This window comes from Micromonospora sp. WMMD730 (genome assembly GCF_049178955.1).
Classification (GTDB): Bacteria; Actinomycetota; Actinomycetes; order Mycobacteriales; family Micromonosporaceae; genus Micromonospora; species Micromonospora wenchangensis.
Map to the genome: position 1 here is coordinate 4,788,791 of NZ_JBMHML010000002.1, position 15,778 is coordinate 4,804,568.

The window sequence follows — 15,778 nt, forward strand, 5'->3', positions numbered from 1 at the left end:
TCACGCCGGCGTGTTCCCCGCCGGCCGCCGCCGGGTCGGTGGCACTGCCCGCCGGCCCTGCGGCCGGCACCTGACCACCGCCCGGACGGGTGACCGTCCGGTCAGCAATGGGCAATGCTACCCGCACGGTAGGTGCCGTGCCGCTCCGCCGGACGGTCCGTCCCAGGTCGGCGGGACGACCCAGGAATCAAACGGTCAGCAGGGCATGGACCGGACGCCCGGCGAGCCGTTCCCGCCCGCCCAGGAAGCCCAGCTCCAGCAGCACGGTGAACCCGGCCACCGTGCCGCCGGCCCGCTCCACCAGGCCGAGGGTCGCCTCGGCGGTGCCGCCGGTGGCCAGCACGTCGTCGACCACCAGCACCCGGTGCCCGGCGGTGAAGGCGTCCTGGTGCACCTCCAGCGTCGCCTCGCCGTACTCCAGGGCGTAGGAGGCCGCGTACGCCGGCCGGGGCAGCTTGCCCGCCTTGCGCACCGGCACCACCCCCAACCCGGTCGCGTACGCGATCGCGGCGGCGATCACGAAACCCCGGGCCTCGATGCCGACCACGATGTCGAAGTTGTCCCGCCCGTGGTGGTCGATGATCCCGTCGATCACCTCACGGAACACGTCGCCGTCGGCGAACAGCGGCATCAGGTCCTTGAACATGACCCCGGGCTTGGGGAAGTCCGGCACGTCCAGTACCCGGCTGGCGACCAGCCGGGCCACCTGTGGGCCGCTGTCCCCGCGTACACCGGTGCTGTGGGTCTCCGTCACGGTGGTCGGCTCTCCTTCGATACGACGACGGCGTCCGTCACGCTGTTCGCACAGCATGGCGGACGCCGTCGACTCGACGTGGGGCGGGTAGCCCGTCGGTCAGCGCCGCTTCGCTCCACCGGGCCGGTTGCCGCCGCCCCCGGCGGGACGGCCACCCCGGGCGCCGGCCGACCGCTTGGCCGCCGGACGCGCGCCGACCTTCGGTGCGCTGCCGGCCAGGGCCGCCGCCTCCGGGTCGATCGGCTCGTCGGTGGCCTCCTCGGCGGCGGCCTGCCGGGCCGCACCGCGCGGGGTGATCTCGCCCCGGGCGATGGCGCCCCGACGGGCCAGCACCCGCTTGGTGTGCGCGTCGATCCGCGGGTCCTGGTTCTTGAGCAGCACCAGCAGCGGGGTGGAGAGCAGGATCGAGGTCAGGAACGCCATCGCCATACCGACGAACAGCACCAGGCCCAGGTCCTTCAGGGTGCCCGCGCCGAGCAGGCCGGCACCGATGAAGAGCAGACCGCCGACCGGGAGCAGGGCGACCACCGAGGTGTTCAACGACCGCATCAGGCTCTGGTTGAGCGCCAGGTTGGCCGCCTCGCCGTAGGTCTGGTTGTTGTTGGCGGTGATGCCCCGGGTGTTCTCCTGGACCTTGTCGAAGACCACCACCACGTCGTAGAGCGCGAAGCCCAGGATGGTGAGGAACCCGATGATGGTCGACGGGGTGACCTCGAAGCCGACAAGCGAGTAGATACCGGCGGTGAGGATCAGGTTCATGAACAGCGAGATGATCGCGGCGACCGCCATCCGCCACTCGAACCGCAGCACCAGGTAGGCGGCCACCACCAGGACGAAGATGACCAGGCCGAGCAGCGCCCGGGAGGTGACCTGGCTGCCCCAGGCCTCGCTGACCTGGCTGCCGCTGATCTGGTCGGCGTTGATGCCGAACTCGTCGGCCATCTTGGCCTTGACCGCGTTGGCCTGGTCGGCGCTGAGCTGCGAGGTGCGCAGCTCGTAGTACTCGCCGCTGGTGCTGCCGACCTTCTGCGCGGTCACCACCTCGGCACCGCCGCCCTCGGCGGCCAGTGCCTCGTCGACCTTGCTCTCGGCCTGCTCCAGGGTGCCGACGCTGGCCGGCACCTGGAACGAGTTGCCGCCGGCGAACTCGATGCCCAGGCTGAAGCCGCGAACCGCGAAGCTGAGCACGGCGATCAGCACCAGCACCCCGGCGACGGTGAACCACAGCTTGCGCCGGCCGACGATGTTGAGACCGGCCTCGCCCCGGTAGAGCCGGGACGCCAGACCACTCTTAGCCATCTCAGGCCTCCTTGACGCGCGAGTTGCGGGCGGTGCCCGGCTCGGCCGACCGGGCGGGCAGGGCCCGACCGAGGCCGCTGACCCGCGGCGACAGGAACGCCGGGGTCCGGGCGAACATCGTCATGATCGGGTGCCGGAACAGGAAGACGACCACCAGGTCGAGCACGGTCGCCAGGCCGAGGGCGAAGGCGAAGCCCTTCACCGTGCCGACCGAGACGATGTAGAGGACCACGGCGGACATCAGGGTGATCGCGTTGGCCGAGATGATCGTCCGGCGGGCCCGGATCCAGGCCCGGGGCACCGCGCTGCGCGGGCTGCGCCCCTCCCGGATCTCGTCCTTGAGTCGTTCGAAGTAGATGACGAACGAGTCCGCCGCCACACCGAGCGAGACGATCATGCCGGCGATGCCGGCGAGGGTGAGGGTGAAGCCGATCGACCGGCCGAGCACCACCAGCGCGCCGAAGACCAGCAACGCGGAGAGCACCAGGCTCAGGAAGATGACCGAGCCGAGCAGCCGGTAGTAGAAGAACGAGTAGATGATGACCAGCAGCATGCCGATGCCGGCGGCCAGCAGGCCGGCCCGCAGGTGGCTGTCGCCCAGCGTCGCGGTGACGTTCTGCTGCTCCTGCGGCACGAAGGTGACCGGCAGCGCGCCGTAGCGCAGCTGGCTGGCCAGCGCGTTGGCCGACGTGTTGTCGAAGCTGCCGGTGATCTGCGAGTCGCCCGTCAGCACGCCCTGGATCTCGGGCGAGGAGACGATCTCGTTGTCCAGCACCACGGCCACCCGGCACTTGCCGTCCTGGCCGAGAGCGGTCTGGTCGCAGCCGCCGCCGGTGTTGTTGAACGCCTCCCGGGTCAGCTCGGTCCACTTGGACTGGCCGTCGCCGGTGAAGTTCAGGCTGACCACCCAGGTGCTGGCCTGGTCGAGGACCGCGTTGGCGTCCTTGACGTCGGTGCCGAGCACCTTGGCCTGGTCGAGCAGGTACTTCGCCGCGCCACCCTCACAGGCGACCGCCTGCTGCTTCTCGTCCTTGATCGAGGCGGGGGGCCGCTTGTCGAGCTGGGCGCAGGTGATGGTCGGCACGTTGAACTGCATCTGCGGGGTCAGTACCGCGACCTCCTGCGGGGAGAGCGCGCCGAACGGCTTGAACGTCTCCGCCAGGGCCGGGTTGGTGGCCAGGTCGGCCGGGGCCTGGAGTCCACTCGCGGCAGCCCAGGCGGCCGCGCCGACCTTCTTCTCGACGGCCTTGCGCTGCTCCTCGATGCTCTGCGACACCGGCGCCTCACTGGCGCTGGGCGAGGCGGCCGGGGTGCTCGGCGAGGCCGACCCGGACGGGGAGGCGCTGGCGCTCGGCGCGGGGGCGCCGCCGCCCTGCCCACCGGCGCTCGGCGAGCCGGACACCTTCGGCGACGCGCTGCCGGAGGCCTTCGGCGAGGCGCTGCCCGACGGGGCGGGCGACGCGCTGCCGGACGGGGCCGGCGAGGCGCTGCCCGACGGCGCCGGGGCGGCGACCGCGCCGCTGCCGTCGGCGGCCTTGAGCACCTTGCGGAAGCGCAGCTCCGCGGCGCTGCCGACGTCGGTCAGCTCCCGGTTCTCACCGGGCAGGGAGATGACGATGTTCCGGTTGCCCTCGGTGACCACCTCGGCCTCGGCCACGCCGTAGGCGTTGACCCGGCTCTCGATGATCTGCCGGGCCTCCTCCAGGTTGGCCGACGTCGGGGGCTTGCCGTCGATGGTGTTGGTCGCCTCCAGCGTCAGCCGGGTGCCACCGATCAGGTCCAGGCCGAGCCGCGGCTCCAGCCGGTCCTTCCAGCCGCCGCTGGCACCGCCCGAGAAGAACACCAAGGAATAGAGGACGACGAAGATGAACCCGAGCACGGCGAGCTGCCGCCCGGGGCGCATCTGTCCCTGAGGTGGTGCCACGGCTGTCTGTCTCCCTGTAACGGTCGCGCCGCCGGCGCAGCGGCGACGAGGTCGGAGCGGGGTTCCCGCCCCGACGTGCTCTGCGCGGGCCACTCCCGACCGACGGCACGGCGCACCACCGCCGACGTGGTGGCGTCGGGCGGACGGTGCGGGTGCCGACCCTGGGGACCGGCCCACCTATCCAGTTGTCCCGCCGCTACCCGCCCGTGGTGCCGGGCGGGTGGCGGCTTCACTCCTTGACGACTTCCGCGTCCTCGGTGACCGGCTCGTCGGCCTCGGGGCGCTCGGCCCGGGTGACCACCCGGGCGATGGCCGGCCGGGCGTAGCGGGACTGCACACCGGGGGCCACCTCCAGCAGCACGGTGTCGTCCTCGACACCCACGACCGTGCCGTAGAGCCCGCCGATGGTGACGACCTCGTCACCGGGTCCGAGCGCGGACTGCATGGCCTCAGCCTCGCGGCGGCGCTTCTGCTGCGGCCGGATCATCATGAAGTACATGACCCCGAAGAGCAGGGCGATCATGAGGATCGGCGTCAGACTGCCGGCGCCTCCGCCGGACTGTGCTGCGTAAAGCACGGTGTGCGACCTTCCCATTGGCCACCGTCCCGGCACGTGCGCGCCGGAGCGGAGGCGGATATTCACATCCTGTACAGACCGCGGCGAGTCTAATCCCTGCACCTGGGAACGCCGAATGCGGCGCAGATCACGTTCAGATCACGGTGGATCGGGCGCGTTCGAGAAGAGATCGGGCACGGCGGGGGCTTCCACACCGAATGTACCATTTGGCGGGGTGCGGCCGAGGTGTCGCCAGGCGGCCTCGGTGGCCACCCGCCCCCGGGGCGTACGGGCCAGCAGTCCGGCGCGGACCAGGAACGGCTCGCAGACCTCCTCCACCGTGTCCGGCTGCTCCCCCACCGCCACCGCCAGGGTGGACAGGCCCACCGGACCACCGCGGAACGAGTCGACCAGCGCGGTCAGCACCGCCCGGTCCAGCCGGTCCAGGCCGAGGGCGTCCACGTCGTACACGGTCAGGGCGGACCGGGCGGTCTCCAGGGTGACCACGCCGTCGGCCCGGACCTCGGCGTAGTCGCGCACCCGGCGCAGCAGCCGGTTGGCGATCCGGGGGGTGCCCCGGGACCGGCCGGCGATCTCCACCGCCCCCTCCGGGGTGATCGGCACGCCCAGGATGCGCGCCGAGCGGTGCAGCAGCGCCTCCAGGTCGGCCGGGGAGTAGAAGTCGAGGTGCGCGACGAAGCCGAAGCGGTCCCGCATCGGGCCGGTCAGCAGGCCGGACCGGGTGGTCGCGCCGACCAGGGTGAACGGCTCCACGTCGAGCGGGATCGCGGTCGCGCCCGGGCCCTTGCCGACGATCACGTCGACCCGGAAGTCCTCCATCGCGCTGTAGAGCAGTTCCTCCGCCGGCTTGGCGATCCGGTGGATCTCGTCGATGAACAGCACGTCGCCCTCGGCGAGGCTGGTCAGGATGGCGGCGAGGTCACCGGAGCGCTCGATCACCGGCCCGCTGGTCACCCGGATGCCCGAGCCCAGCTCGGCGGCCACGATATTGGCCAACGTCGTCTTACCGAGGCCGGGAGGCCCCGACAGGAGGATGTGGTCGGGTGGGGCGCCACGCCGCATCGCGCCCTGCAACAGCAGGTCGAGCTGGTCGCGGACCCGGTGCTGGGCGATGAACTCGTCCAGCCGCTTCGGCCGGACGCTGACCTCCGCGTCCCGCTCCGCGTCGTCGGCGTACGCCGAGACCAGGCCGTCGCCGCTCATGCCGGCCACCCCGACCGGGACCGTGCCACGCCGGTCACCGGGTCCGGCCGAGCAGTCGGATGGCCTGCTTGAGCAGGACCGGCACCGGCGGGGTGGGCCCGTCCACGGTCTCCGCCACGGCGGCCACCGCCTGGTCGGCCTGACCGGCCGTCCAGCCGAGCCCGACCAGCGCCTGGCGGACCTGGTCCGGCCAGGCACCGGCGGTCACCCCGGCCGCGCCGTCGGGGCCCACCGGGACCGGGCCGATCCGGTCGCGCAGTTCCAGCACCAGCCGTTCGGCGCCCTTCTTGCCGATTCCGGGCACCCGGGTCAGGGCGGCGGTGTCGGCGTTGGCGATGGCCTTGCGGACCGCGTCCGGGGTGTGCACGGCCAACACCGCCTGGGCCAGTCGCGGGCCGACCCCGCTGGCGGTCTGGAGCAGCTCGAACAGCTGCTTGGCGTCGTCGTCGGCGAAGCCGTAGAGGGTGAGTGAGTCCTCCCGGACCACCAGGCTGGTGGCGAGCCGGGCCGGCTGGCCGACCCGCAGCTCGGCCAGGGTGCCGGGGGCGCACTGCACCGCCAGGCCGATCCCCGCGACCTCCACCACGGCGTGGTCCGGGCCGGTCGCGGTCACCGTGCCGCGCACGCTGGCGATCATCGTGCTCCTCCTCGTCGTACCCGGTCGGCGGCCTCGGCCAGCTTGGACCGGGTGCCGCCCCGCCACACGTGGCAGATGGCCAGCGCCAGGGCGTCCGCCGCGTCGGCCGGCCGGGGCGGCTCGGCCAGCCGCAGCAGCCGGGTGACCATCGTGGTCATCTGCTTCTTGTCGGCCTGGCCGGAGCCGGTCACCGCGGCCTTGACCTCGCTGGGCGTGTAGGTCTGCACCGGCAGCCCGGCCCGCGCCCCGGCCAGCACGGCGATCCCGCTGGCCTGGGCGGTGCCCATCACGGTGCGCACGTTGTGCTGGCTGAACACCCGCTCGACGGCGACCGCGTCGGGCCGGTGCTCGGCGACCAGGTCGGTCAGCGACCGGTCCAGGTGCAGCAGACGCAGTGACAGGTCGTCGGCGGGGTCGGTGTAGACGACGTAGTAGGCGACCAGCGAGCAGGGCCGGCCCGGCACCCCCTCGACCACGCCGACCCCGCACCGGGTCAGGCCCGGGTCGACGCCCAGCACGCGCACGTCGCCTCCTTAGGGCCCCTCGACAGTACGGGTGTTCGACACCCTACTGCTCCGCCCCGACACGCCGGTGGGCGGACACGCCGCCCGACGGTGGGGCTCAGCGGGCCCGTAGGCCGTCGAGCACGCCGTCGACGACCCTCTCGGGGAGCAGCCGGTCGTCCAGCTCCGGGTGCCAGCGCATCAGCCGCTGGACCAGCATCGGGCCGGTGAGCAGCGCCATCGCCACCTCGATGTCGAGATCGGCGCGCAGCTCGCCCGCGGCCACGCCCCGGCGGAGCACCTCCCGCATGATCTTCCGCCGCGGCTCGATGATGTTCTGGTAGAGCTGGAAGTGGTCCGGGCTGCGGTTCACCTCGGGCACCAGGCACGGCATGATCCGCTCCGCCCGGGGGTCGATGTTGTGCCCGACGGCGCCGACCAGCAGCACCAGGTCGTCGCGCACGGAGTGCCCGGCCGGCTGGGCGACCACCCCCTTGAGCCGGCGCAGCGCGTCCAGCAGCAGGGCGTCCTTGCCGGGCCAGCGGCGGTAGATGGTGGCCTTGCCCACCCCGGCACGGGTGGCGATCGCCTCGATCGACAGCGTCTCGATGGTGCTGCCCTCGGCGAGCAGATCCAGGGTGGCCTCGATGATGGCCTCGTCCGCGCGGATGCTCCGCGGTCGCCCGGGCGACCGCGGAGCATCGGCGGTGGGGTTCAGGTCGGACATCGTTCTGCGAACCTACGTGGTTCCGGCCAGTTCCCGCTCCGCCACCGGCGTGGCGGTGACGGCCGTGGCGGGCCGGCCCGGCATCCAGCGCAGCACGATGATGATGCCGAGGGCGGCCACCACCGCCGAGATCGCCGCCGCCCAGTGCATGGCCGAGACGAAGGCGTCGTTGGCCGCCGCGATCAGCCGCGGGGCCGCCGGGCCGAGCTGCGCCGCCGCCGCGTACGCCCCGGAGACCGACTCGGTGGCCGCCTCCCGGGCCGGTGCGGGCAGGGCGTCGGCGGTCGTGGCGATGTCCTGCCGGTAGACCGCGGAGAGCACCGAGCCGAGCACCGCGACGCCCAGCGCACCGGCGACCTGGCGGACGGTGTTGCTCACCGCCGACCCGACGCCGGCCTTCTCCCGGGGCAGCGCCGACATGATCGATTCGGTGGCCGGCGGCATGATGTTCGCCATCCCGACACCCTGGATGAAGAAGGCCACCAGCACCACCCAGATCGGCGTGGCGGCGTCGATGAAGGCGAACGCGGCCAGCGCCACGGCGGTCAGCACGAGGCCGACCGTGGCGACCGCCCGACCGCCGTACCGGCGCACCATGGCGGCGCTGCGCGGCGCGAAGACCAGCTGTGCCCCGGCGAACGGCAGGAAGAACAGGCCGGTCTCCAGCGGGCTGTAGCCCCGGACGAGCTGCATGTAGAACGAGCTGAAGAACATCACGCCCATGGCGGCGAAGAAGACCAGGCCGACGATAGCCACCGGGGCGGCGAACCGGGGCACCCGGAACAGCCGTACGTCGAGTGAGGGGTGGTCGCTGCGCCGTTCGTGCTCGACGAACCAGGCCAGCACCGCCGCCCCGCCGAGGATCGCGGCCCACACGAGCGGCCGGCCGAAGCCGTGCTCGCCGCCGTCGATGATGCCGTAGGTCAGCGCGACCAGGCCGACGACCGAGAGCAGCACGCCGAGGATGTCGACCCGGCCCGGCTGGGGGTCCCGCGACTCGGGCACCAGCAGGGCCACCAGCAGCACCCCGAGCGCCACCACCGGCACGTTGATCAGGAAGACCGAGCCCCACCAGAAGTGCTCCAGCAGCGCGCCGCCGAGAATCGGGCCGATCGCCACCGCCAGGCCGACCGCGCCGGCCCAGACCCCGATGGCGCGGCCCCGCTCCCGGGGGTCGAAGACGTTGGAGATGATCGACAGGGTGACCGGCATGATCGCCGCGCCGCCGATGCCCATCACGGCGCGGGCCGCGATCAGCTGGCCGGGGCTCTGCGCGTACGCCGAGAGCAGGGACGACAGGCCGAACAGGACCAGGCCGACGAGCAGGAACCGGCGTCGGCCGGCCCGGTCGCCGAGGACGCCGAAGGTGAACAGCAGGCCGGCGAAGACGAGGGTGTAGGAGTTGATCGCCCATTCCAGCTCGCCCTGGCTGGCCCCGAGGCCGTGCACCGGGTCGGCCAGGGTGCGCAGGGCGACGTTGAGGATGGTGTTGTCGAGGACGACGACGAGCAGGCTGACCACCAGCACGCCGAGGATCGCCCATCGTCTCGGATGTCCGGTGTTCTCGTGCGGTTGCATACGCTCCGGTGCTCCCCCCGGTTGCACCCGTGCCGTGGCAATACGGAACGGGTCAGACTCGTAACGGTGTTCACCTTACGAGTCTCATGTTTCGATACGGCACCGGTTCGTATCGGATGTGGTGCGGGTCACCTGGTCAGGCCGGCGGCCCGCAGGCGGCCAGCGCGGCGGAGAAGCTGGTCAACCGGGTCGCGGGGGGTGCGAGGGGCTCGATCCAGCCCGGCCCGGCGGCGTACACCCGTACCCCCGGGAAGTCGCGGCCGAAGCGGACCAGGCGGTACGCCCGGCCGGTGACCGGCGTCTGCGACCACACCACCACGCTCCGCGGGCGGGCCCGCAGCACGGCGGAGCCCAGCGCCACCCAGGGCAGCGCCGGCCCCAGGTGCAGGCAGCCGCGACCCTGCTCGCGCAGCGCGGCAGCCACCGCGTGCAGGCCCAGGCAGTGCGCCTCGTTCTCGGCCCCGGCGAGCAGCACCCCGTCGGTGCGCAACCGGCGGCCGGGAACCCGCCGGTGCACGTCCAACCCGATCCGGATGCCCTCGGACAGGGCGTGCTCGACGGCGATCTCGGCGGCGTCACGCCCGCGCAGCCCGGCCAGCAGCGGCACGCACACCGCCTCCCACACCGCCGCCACCCCGGCGTCGGCGGCGTACTCCAGCACCAGCGCGGCGACCAGGTTCGCGTCGAGGTCCTCGGCGGCGGCCGAGAGCCGCTTGTGGGCCGTCTCGACGACCTCGACCGGCATCGGATCCGACAACACCAGACGCACCCCCCGGGTAGGACACCGTTACCAGGGGTTCGCCCGGACGGGCCGGTTCGGATGCGCCGCCGGGGAAAAACTACGGTGGTTCAGCCGGTGAGCGCCTCCAACGCCAGGTCCACGTCCGCCTCGGTGGTGTAGAGGTGGAAGGCGACCCGGACCCGCCCGGCGCGCACCGCCGCCCGGATCCCGGCGCGGGCCAGCCGCTGCCGCGCGTCGGACACCTCCACCGCGACGATCGCGCTGTCCCCCGGCGGCCGGCCCAGCCCGGCGAGGAACCGGTTCGCCAGCGCCACGTCGTACGCCCCGGTCGTCGCCGGACCGAGCGCGGCGAGAAGTTCCAGCGCCGGCGCGGTACCCACCCAGCTGAACCAGGCCGGAGAGCTGTCGAACCGGCGGGCGTCGTCGGCCAGCCGCAGCGGCGGACCGTAGTAGGTGGACAGCGGCTCCCTGCCCGCGAACCAACCGGCGGCGTCCGGACGCATCCGCTCGCGCAGCGCCGGGGCCAGGTAGGCGAGCGCCGAGCCGCGCGGCGACACCAGCCACTTGTACGTGCCGACCGCGACCGCATCGGCCAGCGCCGCGTCGAACGGCAGCCACCCGCACGCCTGGGTGGCGTCCACCACCACCAACGCGTCGTGCGCGCGGGCCGCGGCCACGATCTCGGCGTACGGGGCGACGGCCCCGTCGGCGGACTGCACCAGGCTGAACGCGACCAGGTCGGTGCCGGCGTCGATCGCGTCGCACAGGCCGGCCAGCGGCACGGTGCGCACCCGCACACCGCGTTCCTCCTGCACCAGCCAGGGGAAGAGGTTGGCGGTGAACTCGACCTCGGGGACGACCACGGTGGCCCCGGCGGGCAGGGCCGCGGCGATCGGTCCGAGCAGCTGCGACACACTGCCGCCGACCGCGACATCGGTCACCGGCACCCCGACCAGGCCGGCGAACGCCTCCCGGGACCGCCCGGTGGCCTCCTCCCACACCTCGTGGGAGGTACGCCCCACCCGCCAGTCGGCCAGGGCCTCCTGCACCGCCGTCCAGACCGGCTCGGGCGGGAGCCCGTAACTGGCGGTGTTCAACCAGCCGGGTTCCGGCTGCCACAGCTCGCGTGCCTGCGCCAACTCCATGCGTCGAGGCTAGTGACACCCCCGCGCGCCCGGTCAGCACCAATCCGCCGGTGGTGGCCCGCACCCGCCGGCCACCCGACCGGCACCGGCTTGACCCGCTGACCTAGGTTGATGATCCACATAACGACGCTCCCTCGGAAGGGTGATGCCCCGTGCCCGTCGGCTTCACGTTCGCCGTCATCCTCGCCGTCGGGGCGCTGGTCGCCGGAGCGGTCCGGCTCCTCGCCCGGTACCCGGCCGTCAAGCGCACCTGCACGCTGGTCGCGCTCGGCTGCCTGGCCGGCGCGCTGCTGTTCGGGATCGGCGCCAGCGCGCACTCCGTGCCGATCCGCTCGGTCGGCATCGTCACCAGCTTCAACAAGCCGACCGGCGAGGTCACCGGCTCCGGGCTCAAGTGGGTCGCCCCCTGGCAGAAGGTCGGCGAGTGGGACGCCGGCCGGCAGAAGTACGACCACATCGGCGGCGACGACTGCGTCCGGGTCCGCACCGGCACCCTCGCCGACGCCTGCGTCGAGGTGCTGATCGAGTGGCAGGTCAAGCCGGAGAACGCGCCGAAGCAGTTCATGGACTACAAGGGCGACTTCGAGAGCTTCCGGGGCCAGCGGGTGGGGGTGCAGCTCGACAGCGCGGTCAACGACGCCTTCGCCACCTACAACCCGCTGGAGAAGATCGACGCCCGGACGGGGAACCTGAACGTCGACCTGAAGCCGTTCGCCGAGAGCATCCGGAGCAACGCCGAGGGCCGGCTCTCCGGCGACGTCGACATCCTGTCCGTCACCATCACCCGGGTCAACCACGACGACAAGACCGAGGGCAACATCAAGGCCTTCCAGGACAAGCTCGCCCAGACCCGCAACCTCGAACAGGACCGCCGCAACGCCGACATCCAGCGGCAGATCACCGAGACCAACGCCAAGGTCGACAAGGTGTCCCGCTGCCTGGAGATCGCCGAGAAGAACGGCAGCACCCCCGGACTGTGCATCAACCCGGGGATCGTGACCGGCGGCAAGTGACCTGGGCGCCGGCCGCCGGGCGGTGGTCACCCACCGCCCGGCGGGTCAGCTCACGTTGGCGGGGCCGAGGACGCTCTTGAGGTCACCCATCAGCGCGGTGGTGGCGGCCACCCGGAACGGGCCGAGCCGCAGGGTGGTCACCTTGCCGCCGTTGAGCAGCTTGACGTGCACCTCGGTGTCGCCCGGGTGCAGCACCAGGGTCTCCTTGAGCCGTTCCACCAGCGGCGGGGTGCAGCGGTGCACCGGGATGGTCAGCGTCACCGGCTTGCTGCCGGGGGTGCTGGTGACGTCCGGCATGGACATGTCCATCGCCATGATCCGGGGGGTGTCGTCGCGCCGGTCCACCCGGCCCTTGACCACCACGATCGCGTCCTCGGCGATGTACTGGCCGATCACCTCGTAGGTGTTCGGGAAGAACAGCGTCTCCACCCCGCCGGCCAGGTCCTCCAGCGCCGCCGAGGCCCAGGCCCGGCCCTGCTTGGTGACCCGGCGCTGCACGCCGGAGAGGATGCCGGCCAGGGTGACCACCGCGCCGTCGGGCACGGTGCCCTCCTCCGACAGCGCCGCGATGGTGGTGTCGGCCGCCGCGCCGAGGACGTGTTCCAGGCCGAACAGCGGGTGGTCGGAGACGTAGAGGCCGAGCATCTCGCGTTCGAAGGCGAGCTTGTCCCGCTTGTCCCACTCGGCGTCGCCGATGGTCGGCATCACGGTGGTGCTGCCGGTGTCGGCGTCACCGAAGCCCGCCCCGAACAGGTCGTACTGGCCGACGGCCTCCTTGCGCTTGACGTCGGCGAAGGCGTCGATGGCGTCGGCGTGCACGGTGAGCAGGCCCTTGCGGGTGTGCCCCAGCGAGTCGAACGCACCCGCCTTGATCAGTGATTCGATGGTCTTCTTGTTGCAGACCACCGCGTCGACCTTGGACAGGAAGTCGTAGAAGTCGGCGTACTCGCCCTTCTCGTCGCGGCACCGCATGATCGCCGCGACCACGTTCGCCCCGACGTTGCGCACGGCGGCCAGGCCGAAGCGGATGTCCTTGCCGACCGGGGTGAACGGGCCGGCGGAGGTGTTCACGTCCGGCGGCAGCACCTGGATACGCATCCGGCGGCACTCCGACAGGTAGAGCGCCATCTTGTCCTTGTCGTCACCGACGGAGGTCAGCAGCGCCGCCATGTACTCGGCCGGGTAGTGCGCCTTGAGGTACGCCGTCCAGTACGACACCAGGCCGTACGCCGCCGAGTGGGCCTTGTTGAAGGCGTACCCGGCGAACGGCACCAGGACGTCCCAGACGGCCTGGATGGCCTCGTCGGAGTAGCCGCGCTCGCGGCAGCCGTCCCGGAACGGGATGAACTCCTTGTCGAGGATCTCCTTCTTCTTCTTGCCCATCGCCCGACGCAGCAGGTCGGCCTGACCGAGGGTGTAACCGGCGAGGATCTGCGCGGCGCGCTGCACCTGCTCCTGGTAGACGATCAGGCCGTGGGTGGGGGCGAGGATCTCCCGCAGCGGCTCCTCCAGCTCCGGGTGGATCGGGGTGATCTCCTGGAGGTTGTTCTTGCGCAGCGCGTAGTTGGTGTGCGAGTCGACGCCCATCGGGCCGGGCCGGTAGAGCGCCAGCACGGCCGAGATGTCCTCGAAGTTGTCCGGCTTCATCAGCCGCAGCAGCGAACGCATCGGCCCGCCGTCGAGCTGGAACACCCCGAGGGTGTCGCCCCGGGCGAGCAGGTCGTAGGCGGGCTTGTCGTCCAGCGGCAGACCCAGCAGGTCGAGTTCCCGACCGTGGTTGAGCTGGATGTTCTTGACCGCGTCGTCGATGATCGTCAGGTTGCGCAGGCCGAGGAAGTCCATCTTCAACAGCCCGAGCGACTCGCACGTCGGGTAGTCGAACTGGGTGATGATCACCCCGTCGGCGTCCCGGCGCATCAGCGGGATGTGGTCGATGATCGGCTCGGCGGACATGATCACGCCGGCGGCGTGCACGCCGGTCTGCCGGATCAGCCCCTCGATGCCCTTGGCGGTGTCGATCACCTTGCGGACGTCCGGGTCGGTCTCGTAGAGGCCCCGGATCTCGCCGGCCTCGGCGTACCGGGGGTGCTTGGGGTCGAAGATGCCGGTGAGCGGGATGTCCTTGCCCATCACCGCCGGGGGCATCGCCTTGGTGATCCGGTCACCGACCGCGTACGGGAAGCCGAGGACCCGGGCCGAGTCCTTGATCGCGGCCTTCGCCTTGATCGTGCCGAAGGTGGCGATCTGGGCGACCTTGTCCTCGCCCCACTTGTCGGTCACGTACTTGATCACCTCGCCGCGCCGACGCTCGTCGAAGTCGATGTCGACGTCCGGCATCGAGACGCGCTCGGGGTTGAGGAACCGCTCGAAGATCAGGCCGTGCGGGATCGGGTCCAGGTCGGTGATGCCCAACGCGTACGCCACCAGCGAACCGGCCGCCGAGCCACGACCGGGACCCACCGCGATGCCCTGGCTCTTGGCCCACTGGATGAAGTCGGCCACCACCAGGAAGTACGACGGGAAGCCCATCTGGTTGATGACGCCCAGCTCGTACTCGGCCTGCACCACGTGGCCCTCGGGGATGCCCCCCGGGTAGCGGCGGGCCAGCCCCTTGAAGGTCTCCTTGCGGAACCAGGACTCCTCGGTCTCCCCCTCGGGCACCGGGAAGCGCGGCATCAGGTTGTGGAACTCGAACATCCCGCTCGGGTCGACCTTCTCGGCCACCAGCAGGGTGTTGCGGCAGCCCTGCTGCCAGAACTCCGAGGAGTCCACCGCACGCATCTGGTCGGCGGACTTGACGAAGTAGCCGCCGCCCTCGAAGCGGAACCGGTTGGGGTCGGCGACGTTGCTGCCGGTCTGCACGCAGAGCAGCACGTCGTGCGCCTCGGCCTGCGCCTCGTGGGTGTAGTGCGAGTCGTTGGTGACCACCGGCGGGATGTCCAGCTTGCGGGCGATGGTGATCAGATCCTCGCGGACCCGCTGCTCGATGGAGAGCCCGTGGTCCATGATCTCCAGGAAGTAGTTCTCCTTGCCGAAGATGTCCTGGTAGGCGGCGGCGACCTTGAGCGCCTCGTCGAACTGGCCCAGCCGCAGCCGGGTCTGCACCGCGCCGGACGGGCAGCCGGTGGTGGCCATGATGCCCTCGGCGTGCTCGGCGATCAGCTCCATGTCCATCCGGGGCCACTTGACGTAGTGCCCCTCCATGGACGCCCGGGAGTTGAGGGTGAACAGGTTCTTCAGGCCCTGCGCGTTGCGCGCCCACATGGTCTTGTGGGTGATCGCGCCGTTACCGGAGACGTCGTCGCTCTTCTGCTCCGGCCGGCCCCACTTGACCCGCGCCTTGTGGTAGCGCGACTCCGGCGCGACGTACGCCTCGACGCCGAGGATCGGGGTGATGCCGGCCGCCATGGCCTGCTTGTAGAAGTCGTTCGCGCCGTGCATGTTGCCGTGGTCGGTGATCGCCACCGCCGGCATTCCCAGCCGGTTGGCCTCGGCGAAGAGGTCCTTCAGCCGGGCCGCCCCGTCGAGCATCGAATACTCGGTGTGCACGTGCAGATGCGCGAACGAATCGCTCATACGTGAGCCCCCGGGGAAGGTCGATCAAGGCGGAACAGGCACGACCGGCCCACCCTACCGGGCCGCCCCACGCGCCGGCCCGGTAGCGGCGCGGGGTGTC

At 71.7% G+C, this 15,778-nt stretch carries 13 protein-coding genes; 1 reads left to right on the forward strand and 12 read right to left on the reverse strand.

The window, feature by feature from the left end; translation table 11 throughout:
* Positions 1 to 187 precede the first annotated feature (187 nt).
* The 11 genes from ACN265_RS20550 to ACN265_RS20600 all read right to left on the reverse strand — a co-directional run bounded on the left by ACN265_RS20550 (position 188) and on the right by ACN265_RS20600 (position 11,089).
* A complete protein-coding gene (locus tag ACN265_RS20550) occupies positions 188 to 754 on the reverse strand; it encodes an adenine phosphoribosyltransferase (protein ID WP_088644004.1) in 567 nt (188 codons plus the stop codon).
* A 99-nt stretch (positions 755 to 853) separates the two neighbouring features.
* Positions 854 to 2,053, reverse strand: a complete 1,200-nt coding sequence (gene secF / locus ACN265_RS20555; RefSeq protein WP_204927621.1) for a protein translocase subunit SecF — start codon at positions 2,051 to 2,053, stop codon at positions 854 to 856.
* Position 2,054: 1 nt separating this feature from the next.
* Positions 2,055 to 3,977 (reverse strand): protein translocase subunit SecD, encoded by a 1,923-nt coding sequence (secD, locus tag ACN265_RS20560; RefSeq protein WP_421408985.1) that lies wholly within the window; start codon positions 3,975 to 3,977, stop codon positions 2,055 to 2,057.
* Between the two features lie 229 nt (positions 3,978 to 4,206).
* A complete protein-coding gene (gene yajC, locus ACN265_RS20565) occupies positions 4,207 to 4,572 on the reverse strand; it encodes a preprotein translocase subunit YajC (protein ID WP_232378607.1) in 366 nt (121 codons plus the stop codon).
* Positions 4,573 to 4,692: 120 nt separating this feature from the next.
* Complete coding sequence (gene ruvB / locus ACN265_RS20570; protein ID WP_204927624.1) at positions 4,693 to 5,757, reverse strand: Holliday junction branch migration DNA helicase RuvB; 1,065 nt, start codon at positions 5,755 to 5,757, stop codon at positions 4,693 to 4,695.
* Between the two features lie 34 nt (positions 5,758 to 5,791).
* The gene (gene ruvA / locus ACN265_RS20575) at positions 5,792 to 6,394 is read right to left on the reverse strand and encodes a Holliday junction branch migration protein RuvA (protein WP_204927625.1); all 603 of its coding nucleotides are present in this window, start codon (positions 6,392 to 6,394) and stop codon (positions 5,792 to 5,794) included.
* Positions 6,391 to 6,918: a crossover junction endodeoxyribonuclease RuvC gene (gene ruvC, locus ACN265_RS20580; protein WP_420118820.1), complete on the reverse strand. Its 528-nt coding sequence runs from the start codon at positions 6,916 to 6,918 to the stop codon at positions 6,391 to 6,393. Before ruvC ends, ruvA begins: the two co-directional genes overlap by 4 nt.
* Before the next feature lie 97 nt (positions 6,919 to 7,015).
* The gene (locus ACN265_RS20585) at positions 7,016 to 7,624 is read right to left on the reverse strand and encodes a TetR/AcrR family transcriptional regulator (RefSeq protein WP_420118821.1); all 609 of its coding nucleotides are present in this window, start codon (positions 7,622 to 7,624) and stop codon (positions 7,016 to 7,018) included.
* A gap of 12 nt (positions 7,625 to 7,636) precedes the next feature.
* Entirely contained in the window at positions 7,637 to 9,202 is a 1,566-nt protein-coding gene (locus ACN265_RS20590) for an MFS transporter (RefSeq protein WP_421408986.1), read from the reverse strand.
* 136 nt (positions 9,203 to 9,338) lie between these two features.
* On the reverse strand, positions 9,339 to 9,962 hold the full coding sequence (locus tag ACN265_RS20595; protein WP_363654976.1) for a transcriptional regulator: 624 nt from the start codon (positions 9,960 to 9,962) through the stop codon (positions 9,339 to 9,341).
* An 89-nt stretch (positions 9,963 to 10,051) separates the two neighbouring features.
* Positions 10,052 to 11,089 carry an aminotransferase class V-fold PLP-dependent enzyme gene (locus ACN265_RS20600; RefSeq protein WP_420118823.1) on the reverse strand — a complete coding sequence of 346 codons (1,038 nt, stop codon included), beginning with the start codon at positions 11,087 to 11,089 and terminating at the stop codon, positions 10,052 to 10,054.
* A 152-nt stretch (positions 11,090 to 11,241) separates the two neighbouring features.
* Between ACN265_RS20600 and ACN265_RS20605 the strand changes: the two genes are divergently transcribed.
* Positions 11,242 to 12,102, forward strand: coding sequence for an SPFH domain-containing protein (locus ACN265_RS20605; RefSeq protein WP_357930743.1), 861 nt, complete (start codon positions 11,242 to 11,244; stop codon positions 12,100 to 12,102).
* Positions 12,103 to 12,147: 45 nt separating this feature from the next.
* On the opposite strand, the gene dnaE is transcribed toward ACN265_RS20605, so the two are convergent.
* Positions 12,148 to 15,678 (reverse strand): DNA polymerase III subunit alpha, encoded by a 3,531-nt coding sequence (gene dnaE / locus ACN265_RS20610; protein ID WP_204927631.1) that lies wholly within the window; start codon positions 15,676 to 15,678, stop codon positions 12,148 to 12,150.
* Between the last annotated feature and the right edge of the window lie 100 nt (positions 15,679 to 15,778).

What these genes read in the sequence shown, in the direction of transcription:
- dnaE (WP_204927631.1), bottom strand. Translation starts at nt 15,678, where the DNA reads ATGAGCGATTCGTTCGCGCATCTGCACGTGCACACCGAGTATTCGATG.
- ACN265_RS20600 (WP_420118823.1), bottom strand. Translation starts at nt 11,089, where the DNA reads ATGGAGTTGGCGCAGGCACGCGAGCTGTGGCAGCCGGAACCCGGCTGG.
- ACN265_RS20590 (WP_421408986.1), bottom strand. Translation starts at nt 9,202, where the DNA reads ATGCAACCGCACGAGAACACCGGACATCCGAGACGATGGGCGATCCTC.
- ruvA (WP_204927625.1), bottom strand. Translation starts at nt 6,394, where the DNA reads ATGATCGCCAGCGTGCGCGGCACGGTGACCGCGACCGGCCCGGACCAC.
- yajC (WP_232378607.1), bottom strand. Translation starts at nt 4,572, where the DNA reads ATGGGAAGGTCGCACACCGTGCTTTACGCAGCACAGTCCGGCGGAGGC.
- ACN265_RS20585 (WP_420118821.1), bottom strand. Translation starts at nt 7,624, where the DNA reads ATGTCCGACCTGAACCCCACCGCCGATGCTCCGCGGTCGCCCGGGCGA.
- secF (WP_204927621.1), bottom strand. Translation starts at nt 2,053, where the DNA reads ATGGCTAAGAGTGGTCTGGCGTCCCGGCTCTACCGGGGCGAGGCCGGT.
- ruvB (WP_204927624.1), bottom strand. Translation starts at nt 5,757, where the DNA reads ATGAGCGGCGACGGCCTGGTCTCGGCGTACGCCGACGACGCGGAGCGG.